Origin of the sequence: Microbacterium sp. H6, assembly GCF_003314775.1 — a bacterium.
Lineage (GTDB): Bacteria > Actinomycetota > Actinomycetes > Actinomycetales > Microbacteriaceae > Microbacterium > Microbacterium oxydans.
Genome location: NZ_QOAY01000027.1, coordinates 1 through 11,127, shown reverse-complemented (window position 1 = coordinate 11,127; position 11,127 = coordinate 1). Strand labels below are relative to the sequence as shown.

Below are 11,127 nucleotides of genomic sequence, written 5' to 3'. Positions count from 1 at the left end.
TCTGCAGCCTGCTCGGCCTGCGCGGCCGTGGTGACGGTGCCGGCCCCGACGTAGGCGGTGTCGCCGTGGCGGGTGATGAGCTCGCGGATGACGGCGGGGGCGTCGGGAGTGGAGAAGGTCACCTCGATGCCCGTGACCCCGCCGCGGATGATCGCCTCCGAGGCCTCGAGGGCCAGTTCAGGGGAGGGGGCGCGGAGGACGGCGAGGATGCCGGTCGTGCGGGCGCGGTCGAGACGGTCGGGCATGGGGCTCCTTCATCGGGCGGGCTCGTCCATTCTCCTGGGCGCAGCCTGTAATGACAACTCGATCAGGACGTGTGGGTGTGCGGCCAGGCGTCGATCACGTTCTTGGACTCCTTGAGTCCGAGCCCCGTGTGCTCGCGGAGGGTCTTGATCGCCGCGATGGCCGAGCCGCCCGCGACCTGCGCGTCGATCGTGGAGGCCACCGACGGCGGCAGCGAGGCGCGGACCGACGACGGGGTCGCGGTGATCGACGAATGCGGCGCGGTCGTGTGAGAGACGGCTGCGGGGTGCGGAGCCGTCGTGCTGACCGACCAGTGCTCGATACGGTCCTTCGCGTCTTTGAGCGAGACGCCGGAGTGATCGCGGTAGAGCTTGATGGCGTGGATCTTCTGACCCGCCACCACGAGGCGGTCGACCTCGGCGACGACCTCCGGGGTCAGCCCTGGAGTCGCAGCGGCGGAGGCGGAAGGGGCGGTGTGCGGGGCGGTGGAGAACCCCGGGGGATCCGGGAGTTTCGGGCGCATCCCCCGGACGGCCACGGCGAGGACGGCGACGACCACGATCAGGCCGACGACGATCGCGATGATCCACAGCACGGCATCCATGGCCTCAGTCTAGGGAGGCAGCCGCTCGCGCCCGGGGTCTTCCCATCCGCCACCGCGTACCCTGGAAGGTATGACCGAGACTCCCCGCACGCGCGAGACGCGCCCCGCAGCACCCGCGTCGTCGCGTTCGGGGGCCGTCCGCGAGACCAAGAAGCCGCAGGTGCGCCCTGCGACCGAGGGCTGGACGCAGCAGAAGGATGCCGAAGGGCGCCCGCTCCTGCAGTTCGCGAGCCCCAAGCGCGGGAAGCCCCCCGTGCACCTCGCCGACCTCACCCCGGCCGAGCGCATCGACAGGGTGAAGGAGCTCGGCCTGCCCGGCTTCCGTGCGAAGCAGCTCGCGACGCATTACTTCCGGCACTACACGTCGGACCCCGAGCAGATGACCGACCTCCCCGCGGACACCAGGGAGCAGCTCGTCGCCGGGATGCTGCCGCCGCTGCTCACCGAGGTGCGACGCCTCGAGACCGACCGCGGTGACACGATCAAGTTCCTGTGGCGCCTGCACGACGGGGCCCTGGTCGAATCGGTGCTCATGCGCTACCCCGGCCGCATCACGCTGTGCGTGTCGAGCCAGGCAGGCTGCGGCATGAACTGCCCGTTCTGCGCGACCGGACAGGCGGGACTGACCCGCAACATGTCGACCGCCGAGATCATCGAGCAGATCGTGCGGGCCAACCGGCTGATCGCCGAGGGTGGCCTGGGCGGCAAGAAGGCCGACGACCACAGCATGGAGCGTGTCTCGAACATCGTCTTCATGGGCATGGGTGAGCCGCTCGCCAACTACAAGCGCGTGATGGACGCCGTGCGCACGATGGTCGCCCCGCAGCCCGACGGCCTCGGCATGAGCGCTCGCGGCATCACGGTCTCGACCGTCGGCCTGGTACCCGCGATCAAGAAGCTCGCCGATGAGGGCATCCCGGTCACTTTCGCCCTCTCGCTGCACGCCCCGGACGACCATCTGCGCGACGAGCTCATCCCGGTGAACTCGCGGTGGAAGGTCGACGAGGCCCTCGACGCGGCCTACGACTACTACGCCAAGACGGGTCGTCGCGTCTCGATCGAGTACGCGCTGATCAAGGACATGAACGACCACGCCTGGCGCGCCGACCTGCTGGCGGACAAGCTCAACCAGCGCGGACGCGGGTGGGTGCACGTGAACCCGATCCCGCTCAACCCGACCCCCGGCTCCATCTGGACGTCGTCGGACAAGGATGTGACGGACGAGTTCGTGCGCAGGCTCAACGACGCCGGCATCCCGACGACCCTCCGCGACACCCGCGGCAAGGAGATCGACGGGGCGTGCGGTCAGCTCGTCGCCACGACCGAGGACGAGGCGGCTTCCGCCGCACTGGCCTGAGGCGTCGAGTCGGCCTGAGGCGTCGAGTCGGCCCGAGGCGTCGAGTCGGCCTGAGGGATGCCGTCGCGGCGTCCGTCAGCGGCGCCGAGTCGTTCGGCGCGGTCGAGCCACCGGGTGATGGTCGCGGGCGTCGCATCCTTGACGCCGAGCATGCGATGGGTGCGCACCGAGCGGATCCCGCAGAAGCGCATCGTTCCGCGGGCGACGTGGGTCTGCGCGGGCAGTCCCGTGAACGGTGCGAAGAACCAGGGCGTGTCCGCGAGCAGCAGCAGCCGGCCGTGCCGCGCCGGCAGCAGCCCGTCGGGGAGCCCGAGCTTGTTGTAGCGGTACTCCTGCTGCGGTAGCAGGGCCCTGTCGAAGAAGCCCTTGAGCAGCGCCGGGACGGAGCCCCACCACAGCGGCGTCGCGATGACCACGGTGTCGGCCTCCTGCAACGCACGCTTCGCGTCGACGAGGTCGGGCTCCAGCGTCATGCGCTCGCGGTAGCCGAAGCGCAGGCTCGGGTCGAAGTCGAGGTCCCGCAGGGCGAGTACGCGTGCGTCACCGTGCCCCGCCGCATAGCGCTGCGCGAGCGACGCGGTCAGGGAGCGGGCGTCGGGGTGGCCGTCGATCACGAGAGCGGGCATGGCTGATTCCTATCTGGACAGTGTCAAGCTGGTGGACACTGTCAAGATAGGAGAGGATGTTGCTCATGTCAAGTTCGAAGGACGGCTATCACCACGGCGATCTCGCCCGTGCGCTCGAGGACGCGGCGATGCAGCTGCTGGAGCGCATGCCCGCGGCCGAGATCAGCCTGCGCGAGGTCGCACGGGCCGCGAACGTGAGCCACAACGCCCCGTACCACCACTTCTCCGACCGGCTCGGACTGCTCAAGGCGATCGCCGAACGCAGCATGGCCGACCTCCTCGAACAGGTGCGTACGGCGACCGAGTCCGCGTCGACGCCCGAGGCCGCGCTCACCGCCGGCGGCGGCGCATACATCCGCTTCGCCGTCGAGCATCCGCATGCGTTCGACGCGGTGTACGACCCCACGGTCTGCATCCCCGGCTCGCCCACGGCCACGATGGCCCCGCTGATCGACGGACTCGAAGCCGTGCTCGCCCAGGCAGCCGTCGGCGCCGGCCTCGATCGTCCGACCGATGCGGTGGCGCTGTGGGGGCTGATCCACGGGCTGGGCACCCTCGCCGCCGCCGGCCACTTCACCCTCGACGCGGCACTCGAGACCTACGCTGCCGCGCTCGACCGGCAGCTCTGACGCCGCTCCGGTCGCGATATGACACCCGAATGGCCGCAGATGGCTGGAATATCGCGACGGCAGCAGCCAACCTGAGAGGCCGCAAAGGACTCTTCCACGTTTTCCACAGGCGATCTTTCGTAGATTGTTCGAATGCCCTATTCCGCCCATCGACCGGGTCGTTACGACTCGCAGGGTCGGATCATCCTCGACAGCGAACCCGACGCCGTCACGGATGACCTCGACTTCCTGCGCGAGTTCGAGCCCACCGGACCCGAAGACGCCGCCCGAGACGCGTCCTCGTCCGAGGCGACCCCGATCGCCGACGCCGTCACCGCAGAAGAGACCGCAGCGCCCGCCCCGGACGCATCCGCCCCGGTGAAGCCCGCACGTGCGCCCCGTGTCCGCCGGCCCCGCAAGAAGCGCGAACCCCGCGCTCCCGGCTCGCGCGCTCGCACCCTCGCGATCCTCGGCGGTGCGGAGGGCGAGATCCTCGACCGTGTCCCCGGTGAGACGCCCCGCTTCGTGCAGATGTTCTTCGTGCTCGCAGGCACCGCGCTGGTGTCCGCGATCTCGATGCTGTTCGCCCTGACCACCGGCGTGCAGGCGGCGGTCTGGCTGGCCGTGCCGCTGGCGCTGGTCTGGGCGCTCATCATCTTCAACCTCGACCGCTTCCTCACCTCGACCATGAGCTCGACGAGGAATGTCTGGCGCCTCATCGGGCTCGCCATCCCGCGTGTGATCATGGCTGCGATCATCGGCTTCGTCGTGGCAGAGCCGCTCGTGCTGCAGATCTTCCACAACGACATCGCCCGCGAGGTCGCCTCCACCAACATCACCCAGTCGCAGTCCGACCAGGAGGCTCTCGAGTCCGGTCCGGAGAAGATCGCGCTCGACGCGGCCTCCGCCAAGGTCGCCGAGCTCGAGAACCAGGCGGCCACGGGCATCGTCGCAGGAACCGACTCCTCGTCGGCCACCGAGTCGGCGGCTCAGGCCACGGTCGATGACGTCACCGCGAAGATGACCGCCCAGCAGGCCGTGATCGATCAGGCTCGGGTGCTGTATCAGTGCGAGCTGACCGGTGAAGGCGCCGGCACTGTTCCCGGCTGCACCGGCGTCAACGGCCAGGGTGCCAGCTCCGATGCCGCCAAGGCCCAGCTCGCCGAAGCACAGCAGACCTACGACGCGCTCGCCGCACAGCTGCGCACCGCGAACGAGGAGCTCGCCGCCGCCGGCACCGCGGCCAAGGAGAACACCACCTCGTCCGAGGCGCAGAACCGTGAGCAGGCGAAGTCGCAGCTGCCGACGGCTCGTGACTCCTACGACCAGGCGCTCGCCGCGTACAACGCGCGCGCCGATGCCGTGGCGCAGGGCAACGCGGGAGCGGTCGGCCTGCTCAGCCAGATCAGTGGACTGAACCGACTCAGCGAGAAGGAGCCCACGATCCTGTGGGCGCACATCCTGATCGCGGCCCTGTTCTTCATGATCGAGCTGCTGCCGGTGCTGGTCAAGGTGCTCACGAGCTATGGCGACCCGAGTCTCTACGAGAAGGCCGCCGCGATCCGCAAGCAGGTCGCCCTCGACAAGGTGACGGCCGAGGGGTTCCGCGACCGTGCGCAGATCGTGACGGATCAATCCCAGGAGATACAGGCGGAGTCCGGTTCCGGCGAGCCGCAGACGCGCGCGGAACGTCGGGAGGCGGCCGAGGCGCAGGAGCGGGAGCGAGCCGAGAAGCGCGCGCAGGCGCAGACGCTCGAGGAGCAGGAGCAGCTGGTTCGTCCGACGATCGGCTGAGCTGAGCCACGTGGCAGGGAGCCGGTCGGCTGGTGCTCAGAGGAGCTCAGGAATCCGCTCCGACATCGGTGGTGCCTGCTCTGGTTCGATGTCGCGGATCCGGGTGGTTCGGAGCGCCGGGTCGTCGCGGACGGCGACGGCGATGGAGCGGATCAGCGCCACGGTGGACGGTGTGCGTGCCCAGTGCGCTCCGGTGATCAGCGTCTCGATCGCCGGAAGCGCCGCGTTCGCCGTGTCGGTCTCGCCGGACGACCATATCCGCATCCCGTTCACCGCGCCCGACGATGTGCTGGAGGAGGGCACCCGCCGTCTCGGTGGGGCGTGGCGCGAGTATCGGGAGACTCTCGGGATGCGTTCCTAGGATGACCCGGATGACCCGGATGACCCGCATGACCCGCATGACACGGATGCAGCGCCGGACTCTGTGGATCTCGATCGTCGGTGTGCTCGCCGTCCTCGCCTACGCCGCGTTCGCCGCCGTGCAGATCCTCGTGCTCAACCCGCTCGCCGCAGCCCCTGGTCGAACGCTCGACGAGATTCGTTTCGCGATGTCGGAAGCCGGGGAGAGCCTGATGCCGGGTCAGGCTCTTCTCGTCCTCGGCATCGGCGTCGCACTCGCCGTGGTGCTCGCGGTCGTCGCGGTCCGCACGGGCGCGCACCCGCTCGTCCCGGTGATGGGATTCCTGGCCTTGCTGATGCTCGGTGCGATCGGCTACTTCGCGGCCTCGTTCGGTGCCGGCATGGGGCTCGCCGACGCCTTCGGCATCAGCGGCGGCGACTACTCGCCCTGGGCTGTGCCGCTCTATGTCGTGAGTGTGCTCTCGGGGGTCGTGCTCGTCGCTGTGGGGGCCGTGGTCTCCGCGCGCCGAAGCGGTGCCGCAGCGCCCGACTGAGGCCGTCCGCCTCCATCCGGCCCCGCCGGCGCGGGCAGCCAGTAGCGTTGATCCATGGTCAACTATCGCTATCTCGGCAACAGTGGTCTCAAGGTATCGGAGATCACCTACGGCAACTGGGTCACGCACGCATCGCAGGTCGAGGACGACGCCGCGGTCAAGACCGTGCACGCCGCCCTGGACGCCGGCATCACCACCTTCGACACTGCGGACACCTACGCGAACACGGCGGCCGAGGTCGTGCTCGGCAAGGCCCTGGAGGGTCAGCGTCGCGAAGGGCTGGAGATCTTCACCAAGGTCTACTTCCCGACCGGGCCCAAGGGTCCGAACGACACGGGCCTGAGTCGCAAGCACATCTTCGAGTCGATCAACGGTTCGCTGACGCGTCTCGGCACCGACTACGTCGACCTCTACCAGGCGCACCGCTTCGACTACGAGACCCCGCTCGAGGAGACGTTCCAGGCCTTCGCCGACGTGGTCCGTCAGGGCAAGGCGCTCTACATCGGCGTCTCGGAGTGGACCGCGGAGCAGCTGCGTGAAGGGCACGCGCTGGCGAAGCAGCTCGGCATCCAGCTCATCTCCAATCAGCCGCAGTACTCGATGCTGTGGCGGGTCATCGAGGGCAAGGTCGTCCCGGCGTCTGAGGAGCTCGGCATCTCGCAGATCGTCTGGTCGCCGATGGCGCAGGGTGTGCTGAGCGGAAAGTACCTGCCGGGTCAGCCGGTTCCGGAGGGCTCTCGGGCGACCGACCCGCACAGCGGCGCCGACTTCATCAAGAGCTTCCTGCAGGACGGCATCCTCACCGCAGTGCAGCGCCTCAAGCCGATCGCGGAGCAGGCGGGGCTGTCGATGCCGCAACTCGCGATCGCGTGGGTGCTGCAGAACCCGAACGTGGCGGCGGCCCTCGTCGGCGCCTCCCGTCCGGAGCAGCTCGCCGAGACCGTCAAGGCCTCCGGTGTGAAGCTCGACGCCGACACGATGACCGCGATCGACGAGGCTCTCGGCGACACGGTCAACCGCGACGCCGAGAACACCTACTCGGTCTCACCGAAGTCCCGGCTCGTCTGACTTCCTGATCCAGACGCCGAGACCCATCGGAAACGCCGAGACCCACTCCCGCTGACGTGTGCGGGGGTGGGTCTCGGCGTTGGGGGTGGGTCTCGGCGCTGGGTTACTCCTTCACCGCGCCGGCGGTCAGGCCCTGGACGATCCAGCGGCTGGCGAGGGCGAACATCACCATCGTCGGGAGGATCGTCAGCACGGCCGCGGCGCTCATGGAGCCCCAGTCGATGTTGAACGTGGAGATGAAGCCGTTCAGCGCCGATGGCACGGTGCGGTTCGCGTCGGTGTTCATCAGCACGACCGACAGGAACAGCTCGTTCCAGCAGTTCACGAAGTTGAAGATGAACGCCGCGATGATGCCGGGGGTCATCACCGGCACGAGCACCCGGAACAGGGCGCCAAGGCGCGAGCAGCCGTCGATCATCGCCGCTTCTTCGAGCGCGTCGGGGACGTTCTCGAAGAAGCCCCGCAGCATGACCGTGGAGAACGGGATGCAGATCGCGATGTAGACGAGGATGAGCCCCGGCTTGGTGTCGACGAGGCCGAGGTCGGTCATCATCGAGTACAGCGGTCCGAGGGCGATGAACGCCGGGATCATCTGCGTCAACAGGAACGCGATGAGCACCGCCCCCTTGCCGCGGAACTCGAACCGCGCCAGCACGTAGGCGCTGAGCAGCGCGATGAGCGTCGCCACCGCCCCGGCTGAAACCGCCACGATGGCCGAGTTCGCCAGGAACGTCCCGAACGAGCTCTTCTCGAACAGGCTCGTGAAGTTGTCCAGCGAGGGTTCGCTCGGCCAGTACTCGATCGGGAAGCGGTTGATGGTCCCCGGCGACTTGAACGCGGTGAGCGTGATCCAGTACAGCGGGAACAGGGTGATCAGCAGCCACAGCCCCAGGCCGACGACACGCACCACACCGCCCGCCGTGACACGGGGCTTCGGGCGCGGTGCGGCCTTCGGGTCGGGGACCGTGATGCGACGGGTCTCCGTGACCGAGGATCCGGTCCGGACGGATGAGGTGATGGTCATCGCTGCACTCTCCGCATCGCCATCAGGTAGAACGCGCAGAAGACCATGAGGAATGCCACGACGATGAGCCCGATGGCGCTCGCGATGCCGTAGTTGCCCTGCTGCGTGTAGTTGATCATCCAGGTCGTGATGATGTGGGTCTGGTTGGCCGGGCCGCCGTTCGTCATCGCGTAGATGATGTCGGGGAAGTTGAAGATCCAGATCACGCGCAGCAGGATCGTCAGCAGCAGCGTCATCGAGATGTACGGGATGATGATGGAGAACAGCTGCCGCACCTTGCCGGCGCCGTCCAGGCTCGCCGCCTCCAGCATCTCGTCCGGCACCGACTGCAGAGCTGCGAGGATCATGATCGCGAAGAAGGTCACGCCGTACCAGATGTTCGCGACGATCACGGCGAACATCGCGAGCTTCGGGTCGGCCAGCCACGGCAGCGGGGCGTCGATCAGGCCCGCTTTCATGAGCAGGTCGTTGACGACGCCGAACTCGGCGTTGAACATCCAGCGGAACAGCATGCCGATCAGGAAGCCGGACACCGCCCACGGGAAGAACACCAGCGCCTGGTAGAGCCCGCGGAAGCGGAAACGCTTGCGCAGCGCGAGCGCGATGAGGAAGCCGATCACGAGCTGCGGAACGAGCGAGCCGACCACCCAGAGCACCGAGTTCCAGGCGACGGTCGGGAAGGCGGGATCCCGGAACACGGCGACGAAGTTGTCGAAACCCACGAACGGCGTCGACGTCAGGTCCCACAGGTTCCAGTCGTGGAAGGCCATGCGTGCGCCCTGCAGCATCGGCCAGTAGGTGAACCAGCAGACGAAGACGATCGCCGGCGCGAGGAACGCCAGCAGCGTGAGCGCCGTGCGACCCCGGAAGGGGCGGCGACGCGATGCCGGGGAAGCCCCGCCGGCCGGCTGCTGCGAAGCAGTGCCGACGGAGCCTCCCTCATGAGCGGTGCGGGCCACGGATCAACCCTTCTCCGCGGCGTACTTCTCGGTCCAGAACGCATCCCACGACGCGAGGAGATCCTTCGTGGACATGTTGCCGAGCAGCACGTTCTGCACGTCCTGGTCGGACTTCTGGATCCACTCGGTCCACCAGCTGACCCCGCGCGGCTGGCGCACGTTGACGTAGGTCTCCGGGTCCTCGGTCATGGTGACGTAGCTGGTCCACGGGCCGGACGAGTAGAAGTCGTCATCTGCGGCGGAGGCGATGATGGGCACCAGGCTGTTGGCCTGCGCGAACTCGGTCGCGGGCTCGGCGGACGACAGGAACTCGACCAGCTTGACCGCCGCCTCCTTGTTCTCGCTGTTCTCGGCGACACCCCAGCCGGCGACGGCGAGGGGCTGCGCGGCCTTGCCGGACGGGCCGACGAGCAGCGGGGCGGTGTCCCACTGGTCCTCGGTCAGCGACGAGTCCTGCACCGTCGCGATGACCTCCGGGTCCTGCAGGAGGAAGGCCGTTGTGCCGTTCGTGAACCCGGCGACCATCTCGGGGTAGCCCCACGACACGGCGGACGGCGGCGACGCCTCCTTGAAGAGGTCGAAGTAGTCGTCGACGGCATCCTGTGCCTCGGGAGCCGCGAAGATCGTCGAGCCGTCCTCCATGAGGAACGCGTCCTCCGTGTCGAGGCCGTCGATCGTGTAGGCCTCGATCGCCGCGACGACGTTGCTGTTCGCGTTCTGGCCGCCGCGGAAGGCGTACCCGTAGATGTTGTTCGACGGGTCCTGGATCGCCGACGCCTGCTCCAGCAGGTCCTTCCAGCTGTGCGGCGGGCCGTCGAAGCCGGCATCCTTCACGAGGTCGGTGCGGTAGAACAGCGACAGCCCGTAGAAGCCGTAGGGGACGAAGTAGCTCTTCCCGTCCTCCGCGACCGAGGCGGACTGCGCGTTCTCGGTCAGCGCGTCCCAGCCGTCCCACTTCTTCAGGTCGGGCCCGAGGTCGTACAGCCAGCCGTTGTTCGCGAACGGCCCGACGGTGATGTCGCGCACCTCGAGCACGTCGACGCCCTTGCCGGACTGCAGCATCTGCTGGATCTTCTGGTCGGCCTGTTCGGTGGGCGGGGAGACGAGGGTGACGGTGATCTTCGGGTTGGCCTTCTCGAAGTCGTCGAGCAGCCCGCGCAGCAGTTCCGTACGGGCGGGGTTGGTCAGGCTCTCGACCATCTGCAGCTGGACGGAGCCGTCGTCGGTGGGGCCGGAGCCTGCGGAGCAGCCGGTGAGTGCGAGGACGGCGACGGTGCCGAATCCCGCTGCGGTCGTCAAGATCTTGTTCTTCACGATGTGCCTCTCGATGGGGGTGGGGGTGGGTGTTGCGGTCGGGTGGACGGACGCTCGCGTTCAGGGAAGGACGAGGGAGTCGGCCTGGCGGATGCCGGCGCGACGGAGGATCTGTGGGATGCAGCGTTCGACGAAGGCCTCGTAGTCGGATGCCTCGTTGTAGAGGTGTGCGGACAGCCGGAAGTAGCCGACGCCGCGGAAGCTCGTGAATGCCGTCTCGACACCGACCTCGTCGAGCAGATCCATCCGGAGCGCGTCGGCCTCCTCTCTCGTCGCGCCCAGGCCGAGCGGGAGGCGCACGAGGCGCATCGACGGCACTGGGGAGGGGAGGGGAGTGAGGGGGTCCTCGTCGCTGTACGGGCGCAGAGCCTCGGCGATCAGTTCGGCGCCGGCGTCGGCGATCTCCGCCATCGCCGTGCGAGCCGCTGCCCATCCGAACTCGCTCTCGATGAAGTCGATGGCGGTCGGAGTGGCCAGGTACGTGGTCGCGTCGATCGTGCCCTGCGTGTCGAAGCGCGAGGGGTACGGCTCGCGCGCGGCCCAGGAGTCGATCAGCGGCCAGAGCTCGTCGCGGTCGGGCGCCGTCGTGACCAGAAGAGCCGAGCCCCGCGGTGCGCACGGCCACTTGTGCATGTTG

Annotated in this window: 11 protein-coding genes and 2 pseudogenes; 6 read left to right on the top strand and 7 right to left on the bottom strand. The window is 68.3% G+C overall.

Annotated features, from left to right (window positions below):
- Positions 1 to 245: pseudogene (locus DSP71_RS22860) on the bottom strand (2-dehydro-3-deoxyphosphogluconate aldolase); the annotation flags it as partial.
- Positions 246 to 307: 62 nt separating this feature from the next.
- Positions 308 to 847: a ribosomal protein L7/L12 gene (locus DSP71_RS01230; RefSeq protein WP_113680155.1), complete on the bottom strand. Its 540-nt coding sequence runs from the start codon at positions 845 to 847 to the stop codon at positions 308 to 310.
- 70 nt (positions 848 to 917) lie between these two features.
- Here DSP71_RS01230 and rlmN point away from each other — a divergent pair, with 70 nt between their 5' ends.
- On the top strand, positions 918 to 2,204 hold the full coding sequence (gene rlmN, locus DSP71_RS01225; protein WP_179515764.1) for a 23S rRNA (adenine(2503)-C(2))-methyltransferase RlmN: 1,287 nt from the start codon (positions 918 to 920) through the stop codon (positions 2,202 to 2,204).
- Here the strand turns inward: rlmN and DSP71_RS01220 are convergent.
- Positions 2,153 to 2,830 carry an NAD(P)H-dependent oxidoreductase gene (locus tag DSP71_RS01220; protein WP_113680154.1) on the bottom strand — a complete coding sequence of 226 codons (678 nt, stop codon included), beginning with the start codon at positions 2,828 to 2,830 and terminating at the stop codon, positions 2,153 to 2,155. The genes rlmN and DSP71_RS01220 overlap by 52 nt on opposite strands.
- A gap of 65 nt (positions 2,831 to 2,895) precedes the next feature.
- Between DSP71_RS01220 and DSP71_RS01215 the strand changes: the two genes are divergently transcribed.
- The 5 genes from DSP71_RS01215 (at position 2,896) to DSP71_RS01195 (ending at position 7,193) form a co-directional block, all read left to right on the top strand.
- Positions 2,896 to 3,459 (top strand): TetR/AcrR family transcriptional regulator, encoded by a 564-nt coding sequence (locus DSP71_RS01215; protein WP_113680163.1) that lies wholly within the window; start codon positions 2,896 to 2,898, stop codon positions 3,457 to 3,459.
- Positions 3,460 to 3,591: 132 nt separating this feature from the next.
- Positions 3,592 to 5,232, top strand: a complete 1,641-nt coding sequence (locus DSP71_RS01210; RefSeq protein ID WP_061015089.1) for a DUF4407 domain-containing protein — start codon at positions 3,592 to 3,594, stop codon at positions 5,230 to 5,232.
- A gap of 142 nt (positions 5,233 to 5,374) precedes the next feature.
- Complete coding sequence (locus DSP71_RS01205) at positions 5,375 to 5,593, top strand: hypothetical protein (protein ID WP_181800628.1); 219 nt, start codon at positions 5,375 to 5,377, stop codon at positions 5,591 to 5,593.
- 10 nt (positions 5,594 to 5,603) lie between these two features.
- Positions 5,604 to 6,125 carry a hypothetical protein gene (locus DSP71_RS01200; protein WP_257021914.1) on the top strand — a complete coding sequence of 174 codons (522 nt, stop codon included), beginning with the start codon at positions 5,604 to 5,606 and terminating at the stop codon, positions 6,123 to 6,125.
- A gap of 54 nt (positions 6,126 to 6,179) precedes the next feature.
- Positions 6,180 to 7,193: an aldo/keto reductase family protein gene (locus tag DSP71_RS01195; RefSeq protein WP_113680153.1), complete on the top strand. Its 1,014-nt coding sequence runs from the start codon at positions 6,180 to 6,182 to the stop codon at positions 7,191 to 7,193.
- A gap of 103 nt (positions 7,194 to 7,296) precedes the next feature.
- On the opposite strand, the gene DSP71_RS01190 is transcribed toward DSP71_RS01195, so the two are convergent.
- The 4 genes and pseudogenes from DSP71_RS01190 to DSP71_RS01175 all read right to left on the bottom strand — a co-directional run.
- On the bottom strand, positions 7,297 to 8,217 hold the full coding sequence (locus tag DSP71_RS01190) for a carbohydrate ABC transporter permease (protein ID WP_197077676.1): 921 nt from the start codon (positions 8,215 to 8,217) through the stop codon (positions 7,297 to 7,299).
- The gene (locus tag DSP71_RS01185) at positions 8,214 to 9,176 is read right to left on the bottom strand and encodes a carbohydrate ABC transporter permease (protein WP_058631669.1); all 963 of its coding nucleotides are present in this window, start codon (positions 9,174 to 9,176) and stop codon (positions 8,214 to 8,216) included. The genes DSP71_RS01190 and DSP71_RS01185 overlap by 4 nt, the downstream gene beginning before the upstream one ends.
- A 3-nt stretch (positions 9,177 to 9,179) precedes the next feature.
- Positions 9,180 to 10,490, bottom strand: a complete 1,311-nt coding sequence (locus DSP71_RS01180) for a sugar ABC transporter substrate-binding protein (RefSeq protein WP_113680152.1) — start codon at positions 10,488 to 10,490, stop codon at positions 9,180 to 9,182.
- Positions 10,491 to 10,550: 60 nt separating this feature from the next.
- A pseudogene (locus tag DSP71_RS01175) lies at positions 10,551 to 11,127 on the bottom strand (aminotransferase); the annotation flags it as partial.